At 72.8% G+C, this 24647-nt stretch carries 23 protein-coding genes and 2 tRNA genes; 16 read left to right on the top strand and 9 right to left on the bottom strand.

Annotated features, from left to right (window positions below):
• Positions 1–31: 31 nt before the first annotated feature.
• Together ABD358_RS14885 and ABD358_RS14880 are read right to left on the bottom strand one after the other, a co-directional pair.
• Positions 32–559 (bottom strand): NUDIX hydrolase, encoded by a 528-nt coding sequence (locus tag ABD358_RS14885; RefSeq protein WP_344631469.1) that lies wholly within the window; start codon positions 557–559, stop codon positions 32–34.
• Positions 556–1983 carry a zinc-dependent metalloprotease gene (locus ABD358_RS14880; RefSeq protein WP_344631468.1) on the bottom strand — a complete coding sequence of 476 codons (1428 nt, stop codon included), beginning with the start codon at positions 1981–1983 and terminating at the stop codon, positions 556–558. Before ABD358_RS14880 ends, ABD358_RS14885 begins: the two co-directional genes overlap by 4 nt.
• Before the next feature lie 134 nt (positions 1984–2117).
• Here ABD358_RS14880 and ABD358_RS14875 point away from each other — a divergent pair, with 134 nt between their 5' ends.
• The 4 genes from ABD358_RS14875 (at position 2118) to ABD358_RS14860 (ending at position 5443) form a co-directional block, all read left to right on the top strand.
• Positions 2118–3227, top strand: coding sequence for an SDR family oxidoreductase (locus ABD358_RS14875; RefSeq protein ID WP_344631467.1), 1110 nt, complete (start codon positions 2118–2120; stop codon positions 3225–3227).
• 88 nt (positions 3228–3315) lie between these two features.
• Positions 3316–3774 (top strand): molybdenum cofactor biosynthesis protein MoaE, encoded by a 459-nt coding sequence (locus ABD358_RS14870; protein ID WP_344631466.1) that lies wholly within the window; start codon positions 3316–3318, stop codon positions 3772–3774.
• Between the two features lie 301 nt (positions 3775–4075).
• A complete protein-coding gene (locus tag ABD358_RS14865) occupies positions 4076–4291 on the top strand; it encodes a hypothetical protein (protein ID WP_344631465.1) in 216 nt (71 codons plus the stop codon).
• A 63-nt stretch (positions 4292–4354) separates the two neighbouring features.
• A complete protein-coding gene (locus ABD358_RS14860; protein WP_344631464.1) occupies positions 4355–5443 on the top strand; it encodes a YlbL family protein in 1089 nt (362 codons plus the stop codon).
• Between the two features lie 53 nt (positions 5444–5496).
• Here the strand turns inward: ABD358_RS14860 and ABD358_RS14855 are convergent, their stop codons facing one another.
• The gene (locus ABD358_RS14855) at positions 5497–6081 is read right to left on the bottom strand and encodes a PPA1309 family protein (RefSeq protein ID WP_344631463.1); all 585 of its coding nucleotides are present in this window, start codon (positions 6079–6081) and stop codon (positions 5497–5499) included.
• Between the two features lie 136 nt (positions 6082–6217).
• On the opposite strand from ABD358_RS14855, the gene ABD358_RS14850 reads away from it, so the two are divergent.
• The 4 genes from ABD358_RS14850 to ABD358_RS14835 all read left to right on the top strand — a co-directional run bounded on the left by ABD358_RS14850 (position 6218) and on the right by ABD358_RS14835 (position 11350).
• Positions 6218–9145: a UPF0182 family membrane protein gene (locus tag ABD358_RS14850; RefSeq protein ID WP_344631541.1), complete on the top strand. Its 2928-nt coding sequence runs from the start codon at positions 6218–6220 to the stop codon at positions 9143–9145.
• A gap of 53 nt (positions 9146–9198) precedes the next feature.
• Positions 9199–9272: transfer RNA gene (locus tag ABD358_RS14845), tRNA-Met, on the top strand.
• A 192-nt stretch (positions 9273–9464) separates the two neighbouring features.
• A complete protein-coding gene (locus tag ABD358_RS14840) occupies positions 9465–11153 on the top strand; it encodes an SEL1-like repeat protein (protein ID WP_344631462.1) in 1689 nt (562 codons plus the stop codon).
• Positions 11154–11276: 123 nt separating this feature from the next.
• Positions 11277–11350 (top strand) — tRNA-Met (locus ABD358_RS14835).
• A 167-nt stretch (positions 11351–11517) separates the two neighbouring features.
• Here the strand turns inward: ABD358_RS14835 and ABD358_RS14830 are convergent.
• Positions 11518–11937: a Fur family transcriptional regulator gene (locus ABD358_RS14830; RefSeq protein ID WP_344631461.1), complete on the bottom strand. Its 420-nt coding sequence runs from the start codon at positions 11935–11937 to the stop codon at positions 11518–11520.
• Positions 11938–12102: 165 nt separating this feature from the next.
• Between ABD358_RS14830 and ABD358_RS14825 the strand changes: the two genes are divergently transcribed.
• Positions 12103–13539 (top strand): catalase, encoded by a 1437-nt coding sequence (locus ABD358_RS14825; RefSeq protein ID WP_344631540.1) that lies wholly within the window; start codon positions 12103–12105, stop codon positions 13537–13539.
• 134 nt (positions 13540–13673) lie between these two features.
• On the opposite strand, the gene ABD358_RS14820 is transcribed toward ABD358_RS14825, so the two are convergent.
• From ABD358_RS14820 to ABD358_RS14800, 5 genes are all read right to left on the bottom strand, one after another.
• Positions 13674–14099 (bottom strand): CBS domain-containing protein, encoded by a 426-nt coding sequence (locus tag ABD358_RS14820; RefSeq protein ID WP_344631460.1) that lies wholly within the window; start codon positions 14097–14099, stop codon positions 13674–13676.
• 171 nt (positions 14100–14270) lie between these two features.
• Complete coding sequence (gene hisN, locus ABD358_RS14815; protein ID WP_344631459.1) at positions 14271–15065, bottom strand: histidinol-phosphatase; 795 nt, start codon at positions 15063–15065, stop codon at positions 14271–14273.
• A gap of 113 nt (positions 15066–15178) precedes the next feature.
• A complete protein-coding gene (gene rsgA, locus ABD358_RS14810; RefSeq protein ID WP_344631458.1) occupies positions 15179–16207 on the bottom strand; it encodes a ribosome small subunit-dependent GTPase A in 1029 nt (342 codons plus the stop codon).
• Between the two features lie 13 nt (positions 16208–16220).
• A complete protein-coding gene (gene aroA, locus ABD358_RS14805) occupies positions 16221–17570 on the bottom strand; it encodes a 3-phosphoshikimate 1-carboxyvinyltransferase (RefSeq protein WP_344631457.1) in 1350 nt (449 codons plus the stop codon).
• 138 nt (positions 17571–17708) lie between these two features.
• Complete coding sequence (locus tag ABD358_RS14800) at positions 17709–18422, bottom strand: M50 family metallopeptidase (RefSeq protein ID WP_344631456.1); 714 nt, start codon at positions 18420–18422, stop codon at positions 17709–17711.
• A 204-nt stretch (positions 18423–18626) separates the two neighbouring features.
• Between ABD358_RS14800 and ABD358_RS14795 the strand changes: the two genes are divergently transcribed.
• The 7 genes from ABD358_RS14795 to ABD358_RS14765 all read left to right on the top strand — a co-directional run bounded on the left by ABD358_RS14795 (position 18627) and on the right by ABD358_RS14765 (position 24609).
• The gene (locus ABD358_RS14795; protein ID WP_344631455.1) at positions 18627–19457 is read left to right on the top strand and encodes an SOS response-associated peptidase; all 831 of its coding nucleotides are present in this window, start codon (positions 18627–18629) and stop codon (positions 19455–19457) included.
• A gap of 27 nt (positions 19458–19484) precedes the next feature.
• Positions 19485–20165, top strand: a complete 681-nt coding sequence (locus tag ABD358_RS14790) for an alpha/beta hydrolase family protein (RefSeq protein WP_344631454.1) — start codon at positions 19485–19487, stop codon at positions 20163–20165.
• Positions 20166–20435: 270 nt separating this feature from the next.
• The gene (locus tag ABD358_RS14785; protein WP_425576328.1) at positions 20436–21107 is read left to right on the top strand and encodes a sigma-70 family RNA polymerase sigma factor; all 672 of its coding nucleotides are present in this window, start codon (positions 20436–20438) and stop codon (positions 21105–21107) included.
• Positions 21104–21457: a mycothiol system anti-sigma-R factor gene (rsrA, locus tag ABD358_RS14780; protein WP_344631452.1), complete on the top strand. Its 354-nt coding sequence runs from the start codon at positions 21104–21106 to the stop codon at positions 21455–21457. Before ABD358_RS14785 ends, rsrA begins: the two co-directional genes overlap by 4 nt.
• Before the next feature lie 480 nt (positions 21458–21937).
• Complete coding sequence (locus tag ABD358_RS14775; RefSeq protein ID WP_344631451.1) at positions 21938–22948, top strand: tetratricopeptide repeat protein; 1011 nt, start codon at positions 21938–21940, stop codon at positions 22946–22948.
• An 86-nt stretch (positions 22949–23034) separates the two neighbouring features.
• Positions 23035–23667 carry a peptide deformylase gene (gene def, locus ABD358_RS14770; protein WP_344631450.1) on the top strand — a complete coding sequence of 211 codons (633 nt, stop codon included), beginning with the start codon at positions 23035–23037 and terminating at the stop codon, positions 23665–23667.
• Between the two features lie 204 nt (positions 23668–23871).
• The gene (locus tag ABD358_RS14765; RefSeq protein ID WP_344631449.1) at positions 23872–24609 is read left to right on the top strand and encodes a D-Ala-D-Ala carboxypeptidase family metallohydrolase; all 738 of its coding nucleotides are present in this window, start codon (positions 23872–23874) and stop codon (positions 24607–24609) included.
• Positions 24610–24647: the final 38 nt, after the last annotated feature.

Raw genomic sequence — 24647 nt, 5'->3', positions numbered from 1 at the left:
CCGCGCGCGGGCCGCACCCGCGCGCGGTGCCTCACAGCAGCGCGCGGGTGCGGTCCACCAGCCGCACGACGGAGTCGTCGGCCACGGACGCCACCTCGTCGTAGGCGAACCAGCCCAGTTCCAGCGACTCCTCACTGACCGCCTCCAGCGCGCCCTCGGGCGCCAGGACGGCGTACTGCACGTCCAGGTGCCAGGCGCAGGGCGTCAGGTGCCGGTCGAGCCGGACGGGACCGCCGGGCAGCAGGGCGAGCCCGGCGATGCCCGACTCCTCGGTGGCCTCCCGGAGGGCGGCGCCGGCGAGCGTGGTGTCGCCGGGCTCGCAGTGCCCGCCGGTCTGGAGCCACATCCGCAGCTTGCGGTGGTGGGTGAGCAGGACCCGGCCGCGGCGCGGGTCCACCACGAGCGCGCTCGCCGTGATGTGCCCGTCCGGGCAGGACTTCCACATGCCGTCCGGGTGGGCGGCCAGATGGTCGCCGTACGCCAGGCGCAGCGCGTCCTGGGCCTCGTCCGGCGCGGACCACTCCTTGAGGACCCGCGCCGCGTCCTCGTGCAGGCTCACCGGGCGCCGCCGTCCGCGTCGTCGCCGCCGTCCTCGCGCTCGTCGTCGTGCTTCCCGCGCTCTTCGGTGCCCTCGTCCTTGCGCAGCAGCCCCTCCAGCTCCGAGAAGTCGAGCTGCTCGCGGTGGACGAAGCCGTCCGGGTCGTCGAGGTCGCCGGCGGTCGGCAGCATGTCCGGGTGCGCCCACAGCCCGTCGCGGCCCTCCAGCCCGCGGGCGTCGGTGAGCGAGGCCCACAGCCGGGAGGCGTCCCGCAGCCGCCGGGGCCGCAGCTCCAGACCGATCAGCGTGGCGAAGGTCTGCTCGGCCGGCCCGCCGCTGGCACGGCGGCGGCGCAGCGTCTCGCGCAGCGCGGACGCGGACGGCAGGCGCGGCCCGGCGGCGGCGTGCACCACCGCGTCCACCCAGCCCTCGACCAGGGCGAGCGCCGTCTCCAGCCGGGCCAGGGCGGCCTTCTGCTCGGGGGTGTCCTCCGGCTGGAACATGCCGTGCTGCAGCGCTTCCTGGAGTTCCTCGGGCCGCGTCGGGTCGAGCTGACCGACGAGGTCCTCCAGCCTGGCGGTGTCCACCTTGATACCGCGGGCGTAGCCCTCGACCGCGCCGAACAGGTGGGAGCGCAGCCACGGCACATGGGCGAACAGCCGCTGGTGCGCGGCCTCGCGGAGGGCGAGGTACAGCCGTACCTCCTCCAGGGGGACGCCCAGGTCACGGCCGAAGGCCGCGATGTTGACCGGCAGCAGCGCGGCCTTGCCCTTGGGCCCCAGCGGCAGCCCGACGTCGGTGGAACCGACGACCTCGCCGGCCAGCACGCCCAGCGCCTGCCCGATCTGGGTGCCGAACATCGCACCGCCCATGGAGCGCATCATGCCGAGCAGCGGGCCGGCCATGGCCTGCATCTCCTCGGGCAGGACGTCCCCCATGGCCGCTCCGACCCGCTCGGCGAGCGGATCCACCAGGTCCTTCCACACCGGGAGGGTGGCCTCCACCCACTCGGCGCGGCTCCAGGCGACCGCCGAGCCCGCTCCGGAGGGCAGCGAGGTCGCGCCGTCCAGCCAGAGGTCGGCCAGCCGCAGGGCCTCCTCCACCTCCCGGCGCTCCTGCGGGCCGACGCTGGCGTCCTTGACGCCGTCCTTGGTGCCCGCCGCGACGGTCTGCCGGGCGATGTCCTTGGCCATGTCCCAGTTGACCGGCCCGCCCTCGTAGCTGAGCATCTGGCCGATGCGCTGGAACGCGGCGCCCAGGTCGTTGGGATCGAAGCCGCCGGGACCGCCGAACGAACCGAACATCGCCGCGAAGGGGTTCTCGGCGCCGCCCTGTCCGCTGCCGAACCCGAAGGGGTTCGGTCCCTGACCGCCCTTCTTCCGGCCGTCGTCGCCCTCCTCCGGCTCCTCGGGCGGAAGGCCGAATCCGAATGGGATGTCACTCACGGGGTTCCTCGGCTCTGGTGGATGGGACGGTGGGACGGTGTGCGAAGTGGTGGGCCTTACGTCCAGCCTAGACACCTCTCGTGCAGGATGGATCCTGCGCACGCCGTACCAGAGACAACCGCGGGAGAAACCCGGTGAGTTCCCAGGAACCAAACGTTCGCGGTCCGCGTAACGGGGCCGCGCGGCCCGCCGTCGCGGTCACCGGCGCCGCGTCGGGGGTGGGCGCGCTGCTCACCGAGCGGCTGGTGGCCTCGCCGGAGGTGGGGCGGGTGATCGCCCTCGACGAGCGCCGCGGGGACGTGGAGGGGGCCCAGTGGCATGTCCTGGACGTGCGGGACCCGGCCATCGCCGACCGGCTGCGGGGCGACGGCGGCCCGGTGGACACCGTGGTGCACCTCGCCCTCGACCTGAACCTGGAGACCGATTCCGCCGCCCGCACCGCCTACAACGTGCGCGGCGCCCAGACCGTGCTGACGGCGGCCGCCGCGGCGGGGGTGCGCCGGGTGGTGCTGTGCACCTCGGCGATGGTCTACGGAGCGCTGCCCGACAACGACGTGCCGCTGGCCGAGGACGCCGAGCTGAGGGCGACCGCCGAGGCCACGGGCGTCGGGGACCTGCTGGAGATCGAGAGGCTCGCCCGGCGCGCGCCCCGCGCGCACCCCGGGCTGAACGTCACCGTGGTGCGCCCCACCGTCCTGGTGGGCGGCACGGACACGGCCCTGACCCGGTACTTCGAGTCACCACGCCTCCTGGTCGTGGCCGGTTCCCGGCCGTGCTGGCAGTTCTGCCACGTGGAGGACCTCGCCCGGGCCCTGGAGTACGCGGCGCTGGAGAAGGTGGACGGCGAGTTGGCGGTCGGCTGCGACGGCTGGCTGGAGCAGGAGGAGGTGGAGGAGCTGTCCGGCATCCGCCGCATGGAGCTCCCCCCGTCCGTCGCGCTGGGGGCGGCCTCCCGGCTGCACCGGCTGGGGCTCACCCCCTCCCCGGCCGGCGACCTGGCCTACACCATGTACCCCTGGGTGGTCAGCGGCTCCCGGCTGCACGAGGCGGGCTGGCGGCCGAAGTGGACCAACGAGGAGGTGCTGGCCGAGCTGCTGAAGGAGGTCGCGGGCCGGCACACGGTCGCGGGCCGTCGCCTGGGCCGCAAGGACGCCACCACCCTCGGCGCCGCGGGCGCCACCGTCGCGCTGGTGGGCACGGCCGCTCTGGTCCGCCGCGCGCGCAAGGCGCGCCGCCGCATGTGACGCCGGAGCGCCGTGGACACCCGGCCGGTTCCCGCGGAAGCGGGCGGGGGGCCGCGCCCGGCCCGGGCCGGTGCGGCACCATGGCCCCATGGCACAGACGCATGACCACCCCGGCGAGCGGGCGGCGCCCGATCCGATCCGCCTCCTCGCGATCCGTGACAGTCCGCTCTCCGTGGACGAGGTCTTCGCGGCCGTCGGCGACTCCGCAGCGGGCGGCACCGCGCTGTTCGTCGGCACCGTGCGCGACCACGACGGCGGTGCCGGTGTGACGCGGCTCGGCTACTCCGCGCATCCCACGGCCGAGGCCGAACTGCGCCGCGTCGCCGAGAAGGTGGCCGCGGACTTCCCGGTACGGGCGCTCGCCGCGGTCCACCGTGTGGGAGACCTGTGGGTCGGCGACCTGGCGGTGGTCGTCGCGGTCTCCTGCCCCCACCGCGCCGAGGCGTTCGAGGCGTGCCGCCGTCTGATCGACGACCTCAAGCACCGGGTGCCGATCTGGAAACACCAGACCTTCACCGACGGCACAGAAGAATGGGTCGGCGCGTAGCGCCGTCTTCTGGGGGTGGTGGTCGGGTGACGGGTGGGAGGGTCGGCGCGTAGCGCCGTCTTCTGGGGGTGGTGGTCGGGTGAGGGGTTACCTCTTCCGGGCCTCCGGGGCGTTCGGGCGGGTGTGCCATGCTCCGGCGGGGAATGCGCGGGCGGTTGCCGGGAACAGTCCACGCATGGCCGGTACCGATGAGCGGTCGGCTTCCGGTTGCGGGGACGGACCCCGCCGGAACTGTTGATCCTTCCGGGATTTAGTCTGCTCATAGGCCGGTTTGGCGTATTCGAGGGATCGGGAGGTCACTGTGGCGGCACTCGCCTGGTTGCTGATTCCGTTCGCCGCCGCGGTGGTGGCGGCCGTATGGGCCGTGTGGGCCTCGCGCAAGCCCAGCGGCATCGGGGACGCCGCCGGCGTCGCCGGTTACGAGGCCTTCCGCGCGGCCATGGAGCGTCCCCACGACCACGGGCGCCGGCGGGAGGGGATCGACGCCGACCCCCGTCCCACGACCACCGCCCCGTGACGGGAGGCCCGGACGGGCGGGCCCCCGCGGCCGGCCGGCGTCCGGTTCCCGTACTGTCGTGCCATGCCACGCCGGACCGCGACGATGCTCACCTCCACCCTGCTGCTCATAGCCGTGCTCTGCGCCGGAGTCCTGATCAGGGTTCCGTACGCGGAGATGTCCCCGGGGCCCACCGTCAACACGCTCGGTGAGCACAACGGCGAACCGGTGCTGAGCATCAAGGGCAGGAAGACGTACGAGGCCTCCGGCCACCTCAACATGACCACCGTCCGGGTCACCAGCGCCGACTACCGGATGCATCTGGTGGAGGCCCTCTACGGCTGGCTGGTGGACGACAGCGCCGTGGTTCCGCACGACACCCTGTACCCGGACGACAAGTCCGCCGAGGAGGTCCGGGAGGAGAACGCGGAGGAGTTCAGCCAGTCCCTGGAGAGCGCCAAGGTCGCGGCGCTGAGGGAGCTGGGGATCCCGGTGGGCGAGAGGGTGGTCGTCGCCTCCGTGATCAAGGGCGGGCCGGCCCAGGGCCGGCTCCACGCCGGTGACGTGATCGAGGCCGTGGACGGCGAGCCGGTGAAGCGGCCGGATGACGTCGCGCGGCTGGTGACCGAGCACGAGCCCGGCGAGAAGGTGGTCTTCACCGTCGTTCCGGCCAAGCGGGCCGAGGCGGCCGAGAAGAGGGGCGAGGAGCCCTCCGGGAGCCGGAAGGTCGCCATCACCACCGTCGAGGCCGACGACGACGAGCGGGCCATCGTCGGCATCCAGGCCGGGCTCGACCACACGTTCCCGTTCGAGATCGACATCGAACTCGCCGACGTCGGCGGGCCCAGTGCCGGTCTGATGTTCGCCCTCGGCATCGTGGACAAGCTCACCGAGGGCGACCTCACCGGCGGCGAGTTCGTGGCCGGCACGGGCACCATCGACGGGGAGGGCGAGGTCGGGCCGATCGGCGGCATCCGGATGAAGACCATCGCCGCCCGGGACAAGGGCGCCGAGTACTTCCTCACCCCCGAGGAGAACTGCCCCACCGCGCTCCGCGGCGTCCCCGACGGCCTGACCCTGGTGAAGGTCGGCACGATCGACGACGCGCTGGACGCCCTGGCGGACATCCGGAAGGGGAACGGGGCCGGCCTGCCGCGCTGCACGGCAGGCTGACCCGGTTCCGGCGTTCCCGCGGACCGCGGCGCGGGCCCGTCCGCGGGCGGGGATCAGTCGGCGAAGGTGGCGGCCAGGGCCTCGGTGAGCCCGGGCACCAGGTCCGGTCCGGTCAGGACCTCGGTCGGCGAGTCCTTCTCGCGCAGCCGCAGTGCCGACTCGCGGGCGCCGTCCCGCAGCACCGCCACGGTCATCCGCACCTCCTGCCGGTCCGGGTGTTCGGCCACCCACCGGGCCAGTTTCTCCTCGGCGCCCTCCTCCTGGAGGTTCTCGGGGACGGACGCCTCCGCCGACGGCGGCAGCATCAGCCGTTCCACCGTCATCGCGCACCCGGCGACCGCGTCGGGCCAGGCGATGGTGCCGAGGAACTCGTCGAGGGGGACTCCGGCGGGCAGCTCGTCCTGCTCGACCGGGGTGAGGGGGGCGGGGGCTTCGCCGGGGAGGCCGCCCTCGCCGTCGAGTCCGAGCTGTTCGGCCAGGGCGGGCTCCTCGGCACGCAGCCGATCGGTGTCGACCAGGGCGAACAGGCGGGCGGGCTGGTTCCAGCCCAGGCCGGCCACGTACTCGTCGATCTCGAGCACGGCGCGGGTCAGGGGGCTGGCGGCGAGAGGTGCGCCGTCGATGGGGAGGTTGTTCATCCTCATATCGTGCCGCCGAACACCCCCGGACCGGGAACCGGGTAAAGGTTGAGTAAGTTGCATGGGTGGGGCCCTAGCATTTCGGGTCCAGTTTCATCCGCTGCGAGTCTTCGAGGTGCGCACCTTGGCTTTCCAGATGCCGGACCGGGGCCCAGGCGGGCCCACCGGACCACGGATCAGTGTCGGCAGGCCCTCCAGGCGCGCCAAGACCCTGCTCATGACAGCGGGCGTGCTCGCCGTTCTGGCCATGCTCTTCGTCATGTTCGCGGGGTTCTGGACCGACTGGCTGTGGTATCGATCGGTCCGCTACACCACCGTCTTCACCACCACCCTGTGGACCAGGATCGGCATGTTCGCCGTCTTCGGTCTGCTGATGGCCGTGGCCGTCGGCTTCAACATCTGGCTGGCCCACCGGCTGCGGCCCCCGCTCAGCGCGATGTCGCTGGAGCAGCAGAGCCTGGACCGGTACCGGATGGGCATCGCCCCGTACAAGAAGTGGGTGCTGCTCGGGGTCACCGCGCTGGTCGGCCTGATCGCCGGCGCCTCCGCCGCCGGTCAGTGGCGCACCTGGCTGATGTGGATCAACGGTGTCCCCTTCGGGACGGAGGACCCGCAGTTCGGCAAGGACGTCTCGTTCTACGCCTTCGACCTCCCCTGGTACCGCTTCCTGCTGAGCTTCGGCTTCGCCGCCACCGTGCTGTCGCTGCTGGCCGCCGCGCTGGTGCACTACCTCTACGGCGGGCTGCGGATCTCCACCCCGGGCGCCCGGGCGACGTCCCAGGCCACCGGTCACCTCTCGGTGCTGCTCGGCGTCTTCGTCGCGCTCAAGGCGGTGGCCTACTGGCTCGACCGCTACGGCCTGGCGGTGAAGTCCGGTGACTTCAAGGCGACGGACAACTGGACGGGACTGCGGTTCGTCGACGCCAACGCCTACCTCCCGGCGAAGACGATCCTGTTCTTCATCGCCGCCATCTGCGCGGTGCTCTTCTTCGCCACCCTGTGGCGCCGCACCTGGCAGCTGCCGGTGATCGGCTTCGGCCTGATGGTGCTGTCGGCGATCCTGATCGGCGGGCTCTACCCGGCGATCGTGCAGAACTTCCAGGTCAAGCCGAACGAGCAGGCCAAGGAAGCGCCGTACATCGAGAAGAACATCAAGGCCACCCGCGAGGCCTACGACATCGACGACGCCAAGGTCTCGAACTACCAGGGCGAGAGCGACGCCAGCAGCGAGGAGCTGCGGGAGGCGGCGAACACCACCGCCAGCATCCGGCTGCTCGACCCGAACGTCGTCTCGCCGAGCTTCCAGCAGCTCCAGCAGGTCCGCAGCTACTACCAGTTCCCGGCCACCCTGGACGTGGACCGGTACACCACCGAGGACGGCGAGGAGCAGGACACCGTCGTCGGGCTGCGCGAGATCAACATCAGCGGCATCACCGAGCGGAACTGGATCAACGACCACTTCAAGTACACCCACGGCTTCGGCATGGTGGCCGGCAAGGGCACCGAGGTGGCCTCGAACGGCGTGCCCGCCTTCGTGGAGAAGGACCTCCCGCCGGAGGGCGAGCTCGAGGACTACGAGCCGCGGGTCTACTACGGGGAGAAGACGACGCAGTACTCGATCGTCGGAGGCCCGCAGAAGGAACTGGACTACATCTCCGGCAACGAGGAGAAGACGTACAGCTACAAGGGCGACGGCGGGGTCGACCTGTCCAACCCGCTCAACCGCGCGGCGTACGCCGTGACCTTCAACGAGCCGCAGATCCTCTACTCGGGCGCGATCGGCGAGGGTTCGCAGATCCTGTACAACCGCACGCCCAAGGAGCGCGTCGAGGCGGTGGCGCCCTGGCTGACGATCGACGGCGACCCGTACCCGGCGGTGGTGGACGGCCGCATCCAGTGGATCGTCGACACCTACACCACGACGAACCAGTACCCGTACTCGTCCCGCACGACCCTGGGCGAGACCACGGCCGACGCGCTGACCGACGGGCAGCGCTCGGTCATCGCCCAGCAGAACCGGGTCAACTACATCCGCAACTCGGTCAAGGCGACGGTGGACGCCTACTCGGGCGAGGTGAAGCTCTACGAGTGGGACACCGAGGACCCGGTGCTGAAGACCTGGATGAAGGCGTTCCCGGGGACGGTCGAGCCGAAGAGCGAGATCAGCGACTCGCTGATGGCCCACTTCCGCTACCCGCAGGACCTGTTCAAGGTCCAGCGCGAGCTGCTGACGCGCTACCACGTCACCAGCGCCGGCCAGTTCTACAGCGGCAGCGAGCGCTGGCAGGTGCCGGACGACCCGACGCACAAGGGCAACGCGGTCCCGCCGTACTACCTCAGCATGAGGATGCCGGACCAGCAGGAGCAGACCTTCTCCCTGACGACGACCTTCAACCCCAGCGGGCGCGAGACGCTGGGAGCCTTCATGGCGGTCAACGCGGACGCCCGCAGCGAGGACTACGGCACGATCAGGATCCTCAAGCTGCCGTCCAACACCACGGTGTCCGGTCCGCAGCAGGTGCAGAGCCGGTTCAACTCCGACACCGAGATCGCGAACGAGATCAACATCCTCCAGCGCGGTGACTCGGAGATCGAGTACGGCAACCTGCTCACCGTGCCACTGGAGGGCGGCCTGCTCTACGTCGAGCCGGTCTACGTCCGCGGCGCGGGCACCAACTACCCGCTGCTGCGGAAGGTGCTGGTGACCTACGGGGACAAGACGGCGTTCGAGAACACCCTCGACGAGGCCCTGGACGTGGTCTTCGGCGTGGACGACGGGCCCGCAGAGGAGGAACGCGGCGAGGAGCCGCCGGCCGAGGAGGAGACTCCGAGGGAGCCGTCCGGGGACGCGACGGTGCAGGAAGCCCTCCAGGACGCCCGGGACGCCTTCGAGGCCGGCCAGAAGGCGCTGGGCGAACAGGACTGGGAGGCCTACGGCCAGGCGCAGGACGACCTGGAGGACGCCCTCCGGCGGGCCGACGAGGCCGAACGGGCGGCCGGAGGCGACGGGAAGAACAACGAGGCCGGCAACGGCGGCAACGACAAGGGACGCAAGGAAGAGTGAATCGGTGGTGAGCAGGCTCCTCCCGCGCCGTGCTAAGATTGAGAACACAACGGCGCGGGGTGGAGCAGCTCGGTAGCTCGCTGGGCTCATAACCCAGAGGTCGCAGGTTCAAATCCTGTCCCCGCTACTAGGAGAAACAGGCCCGGAGTCACCGACTCCGGGCCTGTTTCCGTGTGAAAGGGCGCGGGAACAGGGCGCATGACAGCGCTCCGTGTTTGGGTGATAGCCGTATCGGGAAGTCGACAAAACGCCGAAGTGACTTCCCAGGCGGCTGTATACCAGGTGTACGCGGGGTGCGGGTGGTGCGACGATGGGCCTCATGGGGGACAAGGCAAGGTTTGAGGGAGTGGGTGGTGGTGTGAGCGGTACCGCCCCCCGCGACGTCGAGGCCATCAGCGCACTCGGCGCCCGGCTGCTGCGCCAGGGCGATCTGGAGGGGGCCGAGCCGCACCTGCGTGCCGCGACCGCCGCCGGGGACCGCGCCGCGGCGAACAACCTGGGAGTCCTGCTCCACCAGCGCGGCCAGGCCGAGGAGGCCGCCGGCTGGTGGCGTGTCGCCGCCGTCGCCGGTTCGGCCGCGGCGGCCCACTCCCTGGGACGCCACCACCGTGAGCGCGGCGACGAGACGGCCGCCGAGTACTGGCTGCGGCAGTCCGCGGAGTCCGGTCACCCCCTCGGGGCGTACGCCCTCGCCGACCTGCTGGAGCACCGGGGTGAGGAGGGGGCCGAGGAGTGGTTCCGGGCCGCCGCCGAGCGCGGGCACCGGGAGGCGGCGTACCGCGTCGCGCAGATTCTGATGGAACGGCGGCCGCCGGCCACCGCCGAGGCCGAGCAGTGGTACCGCCAGGCCGCCGCGCGGGGCCACCGGCGTGCCGCGCTGCGGCTGGGCACGCTCCTGGAGGAGCGCGGCGAGCTGCAGGAGGCGGCCCGCTGGTACCTGACGGCGGCCAAGGACGGGGAGCCGCGCGCCGCCTGTGCCCTGGGCTTCCTGCTGCGCGACGCGGGCGACACCGAGAGCGCCGCCGAGTGGTGGCGCCGCGCCGCCCAGGACGGCGACGGCAACGCGGCGAACGCGCTGGGCGCGCTGCACGCCGAGCGCGGCGAGCGGCAGTCCGCGGAGCGCTGGTACCGCGTCGCCCTGGAGGCGGGCGACGTCAACGGGGCCTTCAACCTCGGGCTGCTGTGCGCGGCGCAGGGCCGTACCGCCCAGGCCGAGCAGTGGTACCGGCGCGCCGCCTACGCCGGGCACCGCGAGGCCGCCAACGCGCTCGCCGTCCTGCTCCTCCAGCGCGGCGACGCAGAGGGCGCCGAGCCGTGGTTCTCCAAGGCCGCCGAGGCGGGAAGCGTGGACGCCGCGTTCAACCTCGGCATCCTGTACGCGAGCCGCGGCGAGGAGGGACCGGCCCGGCAGTGGTACGAGCAGGCGGCGGCGGCCGGGCACACCGAGGCCGCGCTCCAGGTGGGCATCGCGCTGCTGCGCGAGGGCGACACGCACACCGCCGAGCGGCACCTGCGCCGCGCGGCGGGCGGCGGCAGCGTGGAGGGCGCCTTCCGCCTCGCGGCGCTGCTGGAGCGCCAGGCTCCGGCGAGCAGCGTCGACGCGCACGGGCCGCCCGAGTACGAGGAGTGGTACGAGCGGGCCGCCGAGCAGGGGCACCGGCGTGCGCAGGTGCGGCTGGGCATGTGCGCGGCGGCGCGCGGCGATGTGGTCCGGGCCGCGCACTGGTACCGGACCGCCGCGGAGGCGGGCAGCCGCAACGGGGCCTTCAACCTCGGGCTGCTGCTGGCCCGTGAGGGCAGTGAGCCGGAGGCCGCGCTGTGGTGGACCCGCGCCGCCGAGGCGGGCCACGGCCGTGCCGCCCTGCGGCTGGCGCTGCTGAGCGCCCGGCGCGGCGACCTGGCGGCGGGCCGCCACTGGTGTGCCCGCGCGGTCGAGCTGGGGCCGCCGGAGGTCGCCGAGCGGGCCGCCCGGCTGAGCGAGGCCCTCCACGAGGAGCTGTCGGCCTGAGCCGGGCGCTCCCCCGCGGCTCCGCACGTGGTGCGGCCGGGCCAGGCCGGCGGTGTCCGGCGGCGGCCGCGGGACGCGATTTGCAACCGGCGGGAAAGTGGGGTTACTGTTGAGCCACAACGACGCGGGGTGGAGCAGCTCGGTAGCTCGCTGGGCTCATAACCCAGAGGTCGCAGGTTCAAATCCTGTCCCCGCTACTGATGAGGCGGTGGCCCGGATCCCAGGGATCCGGGCCACCGCCGTTTCACGGTTCCTGTGCGCCGACCGGGCGTGTGCGTGCGGGGGAGCGGCGCCGCCGAGGTCCTCGGCGGCGGGGCCCACGGTGAGCCGCCGGACCGGGCGGCGGCCGGGACCGGCCGCCGGTTCAGCCGGCGGAGGAGCAGGAGGGGCACAGGCCCCGGTAGGTCACCGTCGCCTCGGAGAGGGTGAACCCGAAGCGCTCCTCCTCGGGGAGGAGGGCGAGCGGGTCGCCGGAGGGGCGGACGTCGCGGATCACGCCGCATCGCGAGCAGACCAGGTGCTGGTGGGAGTGGTGGGCGTTCGGGTCGTACCGCTTGGCCCGGCCGTCCGTGCTGACCTCGACCACCTCGCCGATCGAGACCAGCTCGCCGAGGGTGTTGTAGACGGTGGCGCGGGAGATTTCCGGCAGTCGCTCGGCCGCGCGCGCGTGCACCTCGTCGGCGGTGTAGTGAACATGCTCGCCATCGAGGACCTCGGCGACGACTCGCCGCTGGGCGGTCAGGCGCCAGCCGCGATCCCGCAGACGTTGAAGCAAGTCACTCATATTTCCCACCTTAGCAGCGCGCTTCCACGGTCGGACTCCGTACGGTCTTCAGTCTCTTCTTGACTTAGACATTGTCCAATGTAGGATCGCGTTCGGCTCAAGCCAAGGGGACAGGACAGATTTCAGGAGGCGCACGTGACCGTGCAGAGTGAGTCCAGCGGACCGATGACCACCGAGGCCGGTGCTCCGGTCGCGGACAACCAGAACAGCGAGACCGCGGGCGTCGGCGGCCCGGTCCTGGTCCAGGACCAGCTCCTGCTGGAGAAGCTCGCCCACTTCAACCGCGAGCGCATCCCGGAGCGGGTGGTGCACGCCCGCGGCGCCGGCGCCTACGGCACCTTCACCGTGACCGCGGACGTGACGAAGTACACCCGGGCGAAGTTCCTCTCCCAGGTCGGCAAGGAGACCGAGGTCTTCGTGCGCTTCTCGACCGTCGCCGGCAGCCTGGGCGCGGCCGACGCGGTGCGCGACCCGCGCGGCTTCGCGGTGAAGTTCTACACCGAGGAGGGCAACTACGACCTCGTCGGCAACAACACCCCGGTGTTCTTCATCAAGGACGCCATCAAGTTCCCGGACTTCATCCACACCCAGAAGCGCGACCCGTACACCGGCTCCCAGGAGGCGGACAACGTCTGGGACTTCTGGAGCCTGAGCCCGGAGTCCACCCACCAGGTGACCTGGCTCTTCGGCGACCGCGGCATCCCGGCCTCGTACCGCCACATGGACGGCTTCGGCTCGCACACCTTCCAGTGGAACAACGAGGCGGGCGAGGTCTTCTGGGTCAAGTACCACTTCAAGACCGACCAGGGCATCAAGTGCCTCACCCAGGACGAGGCCGACGTCCTGGCGGGCAAGGACCCCGACAGCCACCAGCGCGACCTGCGCGAGTCCATCGAGCGCGGCGAGTACCCGAGCTGGACCGTCTACGTCCAGATCATGCCGGCGGCCGAGGCGCCCAACTACCGCTTCAACCCGTTCGACCTGACCAAGGTCTGGCCGCACGCGGACTACCCGCTGATCGAGATCGGCAAGATGGAGCTCAACCGCAACCCGCAGAACATCTTCGCGGAGGTCGAGCAGTCCATCTTCTCCCCGCACCACTTCGTGCCGGGCATCGGCCCGTCCCCGGACAAGATGCTCCAGGGCCGGCTGTTCGCCTACGGCGACGCGCACCGCTACCGGGTGGGCATCAACGCCGACCAGCTGCCGGTGAACCGTCCGCACGCCACCGAGGCCCGCAGCCACGGCCGCGACGGCTTCATGTACGACGGCCGCCACAACGGCGCGAAGAACTACGAGCCCAACAGCTTCGGCGGTCCGACCGAGACCGGCCGTCCGCTGTGGCAGCCGGTCGCGGTCGGCGGGCAGACCGGTGACCACCCTGCGCCCTCGCACGCCGAGGACAACGACTTCGTCCAGGCGGGCAACCTCTACCGGCTCATGACGGAGGAGGAGAAGGAGCGGCTGATCAACAACCTGGCCGGTTCGATCTCGCAGGTCTCGCGCGAGGACATCATCAAGCGGGCCATCGAGAACTTCCGCCAGGCGGACGAGGACTACGGCAGGAGGCTGGAGGCCGCGGTCAAGGCCCTGCGCGGCTGACCCCCACCCCTGCCGTCGGCGGCCGGTGCCCCCCACCGGCCGCCGCGGACCCGGAGGGACCGGACGCCATGGGGCTCCGGTCCCTCCGGCGTGTCCGGGCACCGGCCGCCGGGGCGGTGGGGGCCCGGAAGGGTTCAGGCCGCCGCGCCGGCCGCCGTCACGGAGTTTCTCCCGCGCCCGTGCGCCGAGGTCCAGCAGCGGACGATGTCGCGGACCGACACCACCCCCACCGGTTCGCGGTCGTCGAGCACGATCAGGTGGCGGAAGCCGCCGCGCGTCATGGCCAGCGCCGCGTCCTCCAGGGTCCAGCCGGGGGAGGCGAAGACCACGTCGGTGGTGGTGTGGAGGTGCACGGGCTCCCGGTCGGGGTCCTGGCCCGCGCCCAGGGATTCGAGGACGTCGCGTTCGGTGAGGATGCCTATGCCGCAGGTGTCGGGGTCGAGGACGACGGCCGCCCCGACCCGGCGGGCGGCCATCAGCCGGGCGGCCTGGCGGAGGGTGTGGGCGGGACCGATGGTGAGGACCACCGTGCTCATGGCGTCGCGGACGAGGGTGGACATGACTGTGGTGCCACCTCCTTGGAGGAATTCCTCCCACGAGAAGGAATTCACAAGGACACAAGCGGGGGGATTCTCATGTTCACATGCCGCTCGGACCCCAACAAGGGGTGCACAGGGGCGAATTGACGGCGTGGCGGTCCCCGCGGCCCGGAGCCGCGGGGACCCCGTCCACTACCCGCCCAGATAGGCGAGCAGATCCTCGTGGAGCAGTCCGTTGGAGGCCGCCGCGTCCCCGCTGTGCGGGCCCTCCCGACCGTCCAGGCCGGTGAAGGCGCCCCCGGCCTCCTGCACGATGATCGCGTTGGCCGCCATGTCCCACAGCGACAGCTCCGGCTCCGCGCACATGTCCACCGACCCCTCGGCGACCATCATGTACGGCCAGAAATCGCCGTAGCCGCGCGTACGCCAGCAGTCCCGGGTCAGATCGAGGAAACCGCCGAGCCTGCCCCGCTCCTCCCAGCCGGTGAGCGAGGAGTACGCGAACGACGCGTCCTGGATCCGGCTCACCCGTGAGACCGACAGCCGGGTCGCCGAGGACAGGCTGCGGCCGGTGTACGCGCCCAGGCCCAGCGCCGCCCACCAGCGCCGGTTCAGGGCCGGGGCCGACACCACCCCGACCACCGGGCGGTCGCCCTCCTCGCTCCGCTCCATCAGGGCGATCAGCGTGGCCCACACCGGGACGCCGCGCACGTAGTTCTTGGTGCCGTCGATGGGGTCGACCACCCAGCGGCGCGGCCCGTGCCCCTCGCTGCCGAACTCCTCGCCCAGCACCGCGTCCCGCGGCCGTGCCCGCTGCAGGGAGGTGCGGATCAGCTCCTCGGCGGCCTTGTCCGCCTCGCTCACCGGTGTCATGTCGGGCTTGGTCTCGACCTTGAGGTCGAGGGCCTTGAACCGCTCCATCGTCGTGGCGTCCGCGGTGTCGGCCAGTACATGAGCGAGGCGCAGGTCATCGTGGTAGTCGGGCATGACCGAACAGTATCCAGCGGCCCTCGGGGACAACCACAGGGGCGTGGCCAACCGGGTGGCCGCCCGGCCGCCGCGCACCGCGCCGGTCCGTCCCCTCCCGGGCCGGTCCCGCGTCAGTCCCCCTCGCGGCGCTCCCGCGTGGCCAGCAGACGGCGCAGGGAGTGCAGCCGGGCGGGCTCGGCGTGGCCGTCGGTCACCCAGGCGTCCAGCGCGCAGTCCGGCTCGTCGTGGCTGCAGGCGCGCGGGCAGCCGGCCGTTCCCGGCTCCAGGTCGGGGAAGGCGTGGATCACCCGGGACGGATCGATGTGGTTCAGGCCGAACGACCGCACGCCCGGGGTGTCGATCACCCAGCCCCCGTGCTCCGGCGGCGGGAACGCCGTCCCCCCGGGCAGCGGCAGGGCCAGGGCCGAGGTGGTGGTGTGGCGGCCGCGTCCGGTCACCGCGTTGACCTGTCCCGTGGCCCGCTGACGGTCCGGGACGAGCGCGTTGACCAGGGTCGTCTTGCCGACGCCGGAGTGACCCACGAAGGCGGTGACCCGGCCCAGCAGCAGCTCGCGCACCCGCTCGGCGCCGCCGTCGGCCAGCTCGTCGCGGTTGGTCACCACATGGCGCACGCCCAGCGGGGCGTACGTCTCCAGCAGGGGGCCGGCCGGGGCGAGGTCGGCCTTGGTGAGCACCAGGAGCGGCTCCAGGCCCGCGTCGTAGGCGGCCACCAGGCAGCGGTCGATCATCCGGGGCCGCGGTTCGGGGTCGGCCAGGGCGGTGACGATGGCGAGCTGGTCGGCGTTGGCGACGACGACCCGCTCGTAGGGGTCGGTGTCGTCGGCCGTGCGCCGCAGCACCGAGGAGCGCTCCTCGACCCGCACGATCCGCGCCAGGGTGTCCCTCGCCCCCGACAGGTCGCCGACGACCGCCACCCGGTCGCCGACCACCACGCTCTTGCGGCCCAGCTCACGGGCCTTCATCGCGACGACCGTGCGCTCCTCGACCAGGCAGGTGATCCGCCCCCGGTCGACGGTGAGGACGAAGCCCTCGGCGGCGTCCTCGTGCTTGGGCCGGATGTGGGTGCGCGGCCGGCTGCCCCGCCGGTTGGGGCGGACCCTGATGTCGTCCTCGTCGGTGTGCTTGCCGTAGCGTCGCATGGCGGCCGGCCTCTTACGCCCTCTCCCCGGATCCCCCGAGCATGGCGCTCCACAGGCCGGGGAAGTCGGGGAGGGTCTTGGCGGTGGTCGCGACGTTCTCCACCTCCACCCCCCTGACCACGAGGCCGAGCACCGCGCCCGCGGTGGCCAGCCGGTGGTCGTCGTAGGTGTGGAAGACGCCGCCGCGCAGCGGACGGGGGCGGATGACCAGGCCGTCCTCGGTCTCGGTGACGTCGCCGCCGAGCCCGTTGATCTCCTTGGTCAGCGCGGCCAGCCGGTCGGTCTCGTGCAGCCGCAGGTGGGCCACGCCCCGCAGCCTCGACTCGGAGTCGGCCAGCGCCGCGACGGCCGCGATGCCGGGGGTCAGTTCCCCCACGTCGCTCAGGTCCACGTCGATGCCGTGGATCCGGCCGCTTCCGGTGAGGGTCAGACCGCGCTCGTCCAGCTCGCACCGGCCGCCCATCTCGGTGAAGATCTCCCGCAGGGCGTCACCGGGCTGGGTGGTGTGCTCGGGCCAGTCGGGGATGGTCACCCGGCCGCCCGTGACCAGGGCCGCGGCGAGGAAGGGCTGGGCGTTGGACAGGTCGGGTTCGACGACCAGGTCCCGGCCGAGCAGCGCGCCGGCGGTGACGCGCCAGACATTGGGCTCGCCCCCGGACTCGGGGGTGTCCACCTGGGCGCCCGCGGCACGCAGCATGTCGACCGTCATCCGGATGTGCGGCATGGACGGCAGGGGGCCGCCGACATGGCGGACCTCGACGCCCTGGTTGAAGCGGGCGCCGGAGAGCAGCAGCGCGCTGACGAACTGGGAGGAGGACGAGGCGTCGATCTCCACCCGGCCCCCGGTCAGGGAGCCGTTGCCGTGGACGGTCATCGGCAGCGCGCCGCGCCCCCCGTCGTCGATGCGGGCGCCGAGCGCGCGGAGCGCGTCGATCACGCCGCGCAGCGGGCGCTCGTGGGAGCGCTTGTCGCCGTCGAAGCGCACCGGACCGTCGGTGAGGGCGGCGACGGGCGGCAGGAAGCGCATCACGGTGCCCGCGTTCCCGACGTCCACGGCGGCGGGGCCGCGCAGCCCCGAGGGGATGACGCGCCACGCCTCACCGGCGTCGGCGGGAGCGCCGGGCACGGAGGCGGTGCTGGAGGAGACCGTCTCCTCGATGCCCACGCCCATGGCGCGCAGTCCCTCGGCCATCAGCAGGGTGTCGCGCGAGCGCAGCGGGCGGCGCAGCCAGCCCGGCTCGGAGGCCAGGGCGGCGAGCACCAGACCGCGGTTGGTGACCGACTTCGATCCGGGCACGGTGACGGTCGCGTCGACGGCGCCGGAGGCGAACGGCGCGGGCCAGAGGGCGGTGTTGTCGGTCATGGCCCCAACTTTAGTGGCTCGGACGGAACGGGAATCATGGACGGACACCGGGAGAGCCGAGTGGCGGGACGCGACCCGGCGGGGCGGGACCCGGCGGGGCGGAGGACCGCCGGGCGGGTGCCGTGGCGGCCGCGGACGTCAGAGCCCGAGCAGCCACCGTCCGCCGCCGGTCAGCGAGCACAGCGCGACGGCGTGGAAGAGGAGCAGCCACAGCGCCGCGGGCGCGTTGGTCAGCCGGGCGAGCTGGTCGGCGTCGGAGTCCGGCGCCTCGCCCCGGCGCCGCTTGCCCTGGAGCTCGAAGACGGGCCGCACCCCGCCCAGCAGCAGGAACCACACCGCCCCGTACGCGAAGGCCGCCCGCACCTCGGGCCCGGCGAACCAGGACACCAGGAAGAACAGGCCGCCGGTGACGACGACGGACAGGACCCCGTAGACGTTGCGCACCATCACCAGCACCGCCAGCAGCAGCGCCGTGGCCCCCCACAGCAGCGCGGTGACGCGCCCGTCGGCCAGCAGCCACGCCCCGGCCAGCCCGAGCAGCGGCGGAGCGGTGTAGCCGGCGGCGGCCGTCAGGATCATCCCGAACCCGGTCGGCCTGCCCCGGGAGACCGTCAGACCGGAGGTGTCCGAGTGCAGGCGTATGCCCTCCAGGCGTCTGCCGGTCAGCAGCGCGGCGAGGCCGTGTCCCGCCTCGTGGGCGATGGTCACCGCGTTCCGCGCCACCCGCCACGGCCCCCGCGCCGCGACCACGGCCAGGGCCACGAGCCCGGTGGCGACGACGACGGCCGCCGGCGGACCGGGCTGCGTCCCGGTGACGCGGTCCCACACTTCGGCGATGCTGTCCGTGTCCATGCCCGAACGGCCCCCTCTCCCGTCTTCTCCGCGTCTTCTCCGCCGCCGCTCACCCGTCCTCGCGCCGGCCGCGGCGGTGCTCCGCAGTGTGTCACGGACGTCCCGCCGCCCCGGGGCGTACGGCCCCTGCCCGGACGCCGTCCCGGACACCGGAAAGACCGCCCGCGGTGCCGTCCGCGGGCCGGACGTGGCAGGGTGGCAGGCATGTGCGGACGGTTTGCGGCGAGCCGCGGAGCAGAGGAACTGGCAGGGCTGTTCGGCGTGGAGCGGTGGGATCCGGCCGAGACCCTGGCCCCCGACTGGAACGTGGCCCCGACCAAGCAGGTGTACGCGGTCCTCGACCGGCCGCTGAAGGACAGCGACGACCCGCGGCCCGTACGGCAGCTCAGGGTGATGCGCTGGGGGCTGGTGCCGTCCTGGGCGAAGTCCCCGGACACGGCCTCCAAGATGTTCAACGCGCGGGCCGAGACGGTCCACGAGAAGCCCTCCTACCGCCGCGCGTTCGCCGCACGGCGGTGCCTGCTGCCCGCCGACGGCTACTACGAGTGGGTCACCGGCAGGGACGAGCGGCAGGAGGAGGAGAAGGGGAAGCGGAAGCGTCCCCGCAAGCAGCCGTACTTCGTGACGCCGGCCGACGGCTCGGTGATGGCGCTGGCGGGACTCTACGAGTTCTGGCGGGACAGGACGCTGCCCGACGACCACCCCCAGGCGTGGTGGGTGACCTGCTCGGTGATCACCACCGAGGCGGAGACCGAGCCGTTCGCGGACGCCGACGGCGAGGGGGGCGGTGAGGGAGGCCCGAGGTCGCTCGCCGACATCCACCCGCGGATGCCGCTCGTGCTCCCTCCCGACCGCTGGGACGCCTGGCTCGACCCGGCCCGTACCGACGCGGACCGGGTGCGCGAACTGCTGGCCCCGCCGCCCGCCGGGGCGCTGCGGGCCTATCCGGTGGGCAGCGGGGTCAGCAATGTGCGCAACAACGGCCCCGAACTCCTGGAGGAGCTCGACGGCCCCGAGGCCGGGACGCTGTTCTGACGGCGGCGGGGAACGCGTGAGGGACACATGAGGGACGACGGCGGCGCGGCGCCGGCCGGACCCGCCGAGCCGGCCGCGCCGGAGGCCGAGGAGGTGGACACCCCGGCCGGCCCGGCCCGCGTCACCTGGCACCGCGCGGCACGGCCGCGTCTGGTCCTGGCGCTCGGGCACGGCGCCGGGGGCGGCGTCGAGGCGAGGGACCTGCGGGCCCTGGCCGGGACGCTGCCGGGGCACGGGGTCTCCGTCGCCCTGGTGGAGCAGCCGTGGCGGGTGGCGGGGAAGAGGGTGGCGCCCGCCCCCGGAACCCTCGACGCGGGATGGCGGGCGGTGTGGCCCGTCCTCGCCGGGGAAGGGCTGCCGGTCGTCTCCGGCGGGCGCAGCGCCGGGGCGCGGGTGGCCTGCCGGACGGCGGGCGAACTCGGGGCGCACGCCGTCCTCGCCCTGGCCTTCCCCCTCCACCCCCCGGGACGGCCGGAGCGGTCCCGGGCCGGTGAACTGCTCGGGACCGGGGTACGGACCCTGGTCGTCCAGGGCGGGCGGGACCCCTTCGGACGGCCCGCCGAGTTCCCGAAGGACGCGGAGGTCGTGGAGGTGCCCGGCGGCGACCACGGCTTCGCCGTGCCGAGGAGGGGAGCGGGACCGGACGCCCAGGAGGCCGCGCTCGCAGTGATCACCGCTTCCGTACGGGAGTGGCTGGAGCGGGAATGACTCCGCGGGCGGGCGTGTTGTGGCCTGTGCAGGACACGTACAGGCCACGCACGCGCGAGGAGAGGGAGTCCACCCGCCATGGGTTCGATCGCATGCCCGTCCCGCCCTGTGGGTACACCGACCACCGCGGCGGAGACGGACTGGGCGACGCTGAAGCTCGCGGGACTCGTCGGGGAAGACCCCTTCGGAGCGGCGCGGGGAACGGATCGTCGTCTATCCTCCGGTTCGAGTGGGTCCGCCGTTGGGTCCGCAGCAGCCGCATCGGAGGAGGTGGGTCCGGTCGCCGGGACCGATGACGCCGCGCACCAGGAGCCCGTGGAGACCGAGGCCGAACGGAACGCGCGCTTCGAGCGGGACGCCCTGGCCTTCCTGGACCAGATGTACTCCGCGGCACTGCGCATGACGCGCAATCCCGCCGACGCGGAGGACCTGGTGCAGGAGACCTACGCCAAGGCGTACGCGTCCTTCCACCAGTTCCGCGAGGGCACCAACCTCAAGGCGTGGCTGTACCGCATCCTGACCAACACCTTCATCAACTCGTACCGCAAGAAGCAGCGCGAACCCCAGCGCAGCGCGGCCGAGGAGATCGAGGACTGGCAGCTCGCCCGCGCCGAGTCCCACATGTCGACCGGGCTGCGGTCGGCCGAGGCGCAGGCGCTGGACCACCTGCCGGACTCCGACGTGAAGGAGGCCCTCCAGGCCATCCCGGAGGAGTTCCGGATCGCGGTCTACCTCGCGGACGTCGAGGGGTTCGCCTACAAGGAGATCGCGGACATCATGGGGACACCCATCGGAACGGTGATGTCCCGCCTGCACCGCGGTCGCCGCCAGCTCCGCGACCTGCTGGAGGGCTATGCCCGCGAGCGCGGACTGGTACCGGCGGGCGCGAACGGCTCCGCCGCGCCCGACGAGTCGCACGACCGGAAAGGCTCGGGCTCATGAGTTGCGGACAGCCGCACGAGACGGACTGCTCCGAGGTCCTGGAGCACCTCTACGAGTACCTGGACCGGGAGATGCCGGACGGGGACCGCTTGAAATTCGAGCAGCATTTCGAGGAATGCGGTCCGTGTCTGGAGAAGTACGGCCTCGAACAGGCCGTGAAGAAGCTGGTCAAGCGGTGCTGCGGCCATGACGACGTACCGACCGACCTCCGCTCCAAGGTGATGGGGCGCATCGAGCTGATCCGCGCCGGCCAGGCCGTGCCGGAGCAGCCCGTGGTGGATCCCGCGGCGGACCCGGCAGCCCCTCCCGCCCAGGTCCGGGGCGACACCGCCGGAGAGAACCTCCCCTGACGGGGGAGCGTCCCGATCGTCTCCCGCACCACCCGAACGCGTCGGTCCGCCCGGCTTCCGCCGCCGGCCACGACGCGGGGAGCCCTCTCGCGCCCGGGCCGCCTCCGTGACGGACGCGGGAGTGCACCGGCGCCGCCGTGTCCGTGTGGCCCCGGCGGCCCCCCGGTGACGGCGACCGGACGGCCCCCGCGGCCGTGGTGCTCCCGCCCCGGCGTCCGCCGCCCGCCACCCGGACGAGGCCGTTCCCAGGGTGTGCGTCCGCCGTCCGCCCGCGCCGCCCGGTGACGCCGGCCCGTCCCGGGGCCGTCCGGAACCCCACGACCGACGGGTAATGAGCGCGCACCGGGGTGGGCATGGTTGGATGCGAACCGGGAACCGCGGCAGGAAGAAGATCGCGGTGGGCACACCGCGGCGGGGACCGCGACGGAACGGCCGCCCGGTGCGGCCGGGAGCAGCAGGCGGGAGTCAGGCGGGAACATCGTGAGGATCTTCGGCAAGGCACGGCACCGGCCCTCCGCCGACTGGCGGCTGGCCACCGACCGTGCGTTCACGCTCATCGGCGACGGGCGCTACGAGGACGCCGGCGAACTGCTGACCCGCGCCGCCGATCTGGAGCCGTGGCTGTCGGAGTCCTGGTTCAACCTCGCCCTGCTGCACAAGTTCCGGCACGACTGGGAGCAGGCGCGCACGGCCGGACTGCGCGCGGTCGCCCTCCTGGACAAGGCCGCCGGGGCCCCGGACTGGTGGAACGTGGGGATCGCCGCCACCGCCCTGCAGGACTGGCCGCTGGCCCGGCGCGCCTGGCAGGCGTACGGGCTGCGGGTGCCGGACGCCTCCCCGTCCGGCTCCGTCCCCGGCGAGGACGGCCGGACGGGTCCGCCGACCGGCATGGACCTGGGCAGCGCCGCCGTGCGCCTGTCGCCCGAGGGCGAGGCGGAGGTGGTGTGGGGACGGCGTCTGGACCCGGCCCGCATCGAGGTGCAGAACATCCCCCTGCCCTCCTCCGGGCGCCGCTGGGGCGAGGTGGTGCTCCACGACGGCGTGCCGAACGGCGAGCGGACCACGGCCTCGGGACACACCTATCCGGTCTTCGACGAGATAGAGCTGTGGGCGCCCTCCCCGGTGCCGACCTGGGTGGTGCTCCTGGAGGCGGCCACCGAGGCCGACCGGGACGCGCTGGAGCGGCTGGCGGCGGACGCGGGCTACGCGGCCGAGGACTGGTCGTCCTCGGTGCGGCTGCTGTGCCGTTCCTGCTCGGAGAGCCGGATGCCCAGCGACGAGGTCGAGGGCGCGCCCCGGCACGATCCGCACGACCACAGCGTTCCGGGGCATCCGGGACCGCTGGGGCACATGACCTCCGGCGAGCTGTGGGTGCCCGAGCGCGAGTGCGGACTGGCGGCCCCGGCGGCGCTGGTGCGCGGGCTGCTGGACGGCTGGGTCGCCGACAGCCCGGACACCCGGGAGTGGCGCGACCTGGAAGAGGTCTGCTGAGCCGACGGGGCGCGGGCGGGGGGTTGCCCGTGTGCCCGTACTCTGTACGGGTCGTGGTGGAGAACCCAGGAAGGCTTACGGCGAAGATGGCGGAGCACGAGACCGGCCAGCGGGTGGACGACGAGGGGTTCGTCGTCGACACGGAGAACTGCGAAGAGCGCGAGCGGACCCACCGCGAGCGCGGCACCGCCCGTCCGATCACCGTCGTCGGCAACCCGGTGCTGCACCGGGAGTGCAAGGACGTCACCGAGTTCGACGACGAGCTGGCGAAGCTGATCGACGACATGTTCGCCAGCCAGCGCGCGGCCGAGGGCGTCGGCCTGGCGGCCAACCAGATCGGCGTCGACCTGAAGGTCTTCGTCTACGACTGCCAGGACGACGAGGGAGTGCGGCACGTCGGTGTCGTCTGCAACCCGGTGCTGGAGGACCTGCCGGCCGAGCGCCGGGTCCTGGACGACTCCAACGAGGGCTGCCTGTCGGTGCCGGGGGCGTACGCCCCGCTGGCGCGTCCCGACTACGCCGTCGTGCACGGGCAGGACGCCCAGGGGAAGCCGATCAAGGTGCGGGGCACCGGCTACTTCGCCCGCTGCCTCCAGCACGAGACGGACCACCTCTACGGCCGTCTGTACATCGACCGGCTCTCCAAGCGCGAGCGCAAGGACGTCCTGAGGCAGATGGCCGAGGGCACGCCGCGCTACGAGACGGTGCCGAACGACTGAGCACAGAACGAACGGCCACCGAACGGCCGCCGAACGGCCGGGCAGGGTGGAGCGGAGCACTCCGGACATTCGGGTAGCCGTCGCACGCGCCGGTGGGCGGGCCTTCCAATGGCCCGCCCATTGGCGTTTCCGGGGGGTGTTGACGCGGGTAGAGCGCCTCCGCCAATCTCTCACGCGTCCCCCACTTCCCCCTACGGAGGCAGCATGCTCAGGGGCGCCATCCGCCTTGCCCTCAGTATTGTCATGATCGCGGCAGCCGCCTTGGTCGGTACGGTCTCCACGGCCGGCACCGCCCACGCGGACGAGTGCTACACCTGGAACCGGACCCTCTCCCAGGGCATGTCCGGCCAGGACGTCGCCGAACTCCAGATCCGCGTCTCCGGCTACCCCGGCTACGGCGGCGTGCTCGCCATCGACGGCTCCTACGGCCCCGCCACCGCCGCCGCCGTCAAGCGCTTCCAGGCGGCGTACGGCCTGACGGCCGACGGCGTCGCGGGCCCGCAGACCTTCAGCAGGATCTACGCCCTCCAGGACGCCGACTGCACCCCCGCCCACTTCTCCTACGGCGAGCTCAACCAGTGCAACTCCACCTGGAGCGGCGGCGCGGTGAGCGCGGCGACGGCCAAGCGCAACGCACTGGTCTCCATGTGGAAGCTGGAGGCCATGCGGCACGCCCTGGGCGACGAGCCGATCCGCGTCACCAGCGGCTTCCGGTCCCACGCCTGCAACGACGCGGTGGGCGGGGCCTCCAACAGCCGCCACCTCTACGGCGACGGCGTCGACCTGGGAGCCGGCCCCCACAGCCTGTGCAGGCTGGCGCAGCAGGCCCGCAACCACGGCTTCAACGGCATCCTCGGCCCGGGCTACCCCGGCCACGACGACCACACCCACGTCGACCACCGGACCACCCGCTACTGGTCGGCGCCGACCTGCGGCATCTGAGCCCCGCGGGGCCACCCGCCCTCTTCGGAGCCCCTTTC

The sequence above is a fragment of the Streptomyces glaucosporus genome, from assembly GCF_039533345.1.
In the GTDB taxonomy this organism is placed as follows: domain Bacteria; phylum Actinomycetota; class Actinomycetes; order Streptomycetales; family Streptomycetaceae; genus Streptomyces; species Streptomyces glaucosporus.
Note: the sequence above shows the minus strand (reverse complement) of the source record. Positions and strands in the feature narration are given on the sequence as shown.

What these genes read in the sequence shown, in the direction of transcription:
- ABD358_RS14870 (WP_344631466.1), top strand. Translation starts at nt 3,316, where the DNA reads ATGGCACAGACGCATGACCACCCCGGCGAGCGGGCGGCGCCCGATCCG.
- ABD358_RS14860 (WP_344631464.1), top strand. Translation starts at nt 4,355, where the DNA reads ATGCCACGCCGGACCGCGACGATGCTCACCTCCACCCTGCTGCTCATA.
- ABD358_RS14855 (WP_344631463.1), bottom strand. Translation starts at nt 6,081, where the DNA reads ATGAACAACCTCCCCATCGACGGCGCACCTCTCGCCGCCAGCCCCCTG.
- ABD358_RS14850 (WP_344631541.1), top strand. Translation starts at nt 6,218, where the DNA reads ATGCCGGACCGGGGCCCAGGCGGGCCCACCGGACCACGGATCAGTGTC.
- ABD358_RS14840 (WP_344631462.1), top strand. Translation starts at nt 9,465, where the DNA reads ATGGGGGACAAGGCAAGGTTTGAGGGAGTGGGTGGTGGTGTGAGCGGT.
- ABD358_RS14830 (WP_344631461.1), bottom strand. Translation starts at nt 11,937, where the DNA reads ATGAGTGACTTGCTTCAACGTCTGCGGGATCGCGGCTGGCGCCTGACC.
- ABD358_RS14825 (WP_344631540.1), top strand. Translation starts at nt 12,103, where the DNA reads ATGACCACCGAGGCCGGTGCTCCGGTCGCGGACAACCAGAACAGCGAG.
- ABD358_RS14820 (WP_344631460.1), bottom strand. Translation starts at nt 14,099, where the DNA reads ATGTCCACCCTCGTCCGCGACGCCATGAGCACGGTGGTCCTCACCATC.
- hisN (WP_344631459.1), bottom strand. Translation starts at nt 15,065, where the DNA reads ATGCCCGACTACCACGATGACCTGCGCCTCGCTCATGTACTGGCCGAC.
- rsgA (WP_344631458.1), bottom strand. Translation starts at nt 16,207, where the DNA reads ATGCGACGCTACGGCAAGCACACCGACGAGGACGACATCAGGGTCCGC.
- aroA (WP_344631457.1), bottom strand. Translation starts at nt 17,570, where the DNA reads ATGACCGACAACACCGCCCTCTGGCCCGCGCCGTTCGCCTCCGGCGCC.
- ABD358_RS14800 (WP_344631456.1), bottom strand. Translation starts at nt 18,422, where the DNA reads ATGGACACGGACAGCATCGCCGAAGTGTGGGACCGCGTCACCGGGACG.
- ABD358_RS14795 (WP_344631455.1), top strand. Translation starts at nt 18,627, where the DNA reads ATGTGCGGACGGTTTGCGGCGAGCCGCGGAGCAGAGGAACTGGCAGGG.
- ABD358_RS14790 (WP_344631454.1), top strand. Translation starts at nt 19,485, where the DNA reads ATGAGGGACGACGGCGGCGCGGCGCCGGCCGGACCCGCCGAGCCGGCC.
- rsrA (WP_344631452.1), top strand. Translation starts at nt 21,104, where the DNA reads ATGAGTTGCGGACAGCCGCACGAGACGGACTGCTCCGAGGTCCTGGAG.
- def (WP_344631450.1), top strand. Translation starts at nt 23,035, where the DNA reads ATGGCGGAGCACGAGACCGGCCAGCGGGTGGACGACGAGGGGTTCGTC.
- ABD358_RS14765 (WP_344631449.1), top strand. Translation starts at nt 23,872, where the DNA reads ATGCTCAGGGGCGCCATCCGCCTTGCCCTCAGTATTGTCATGATCGCG.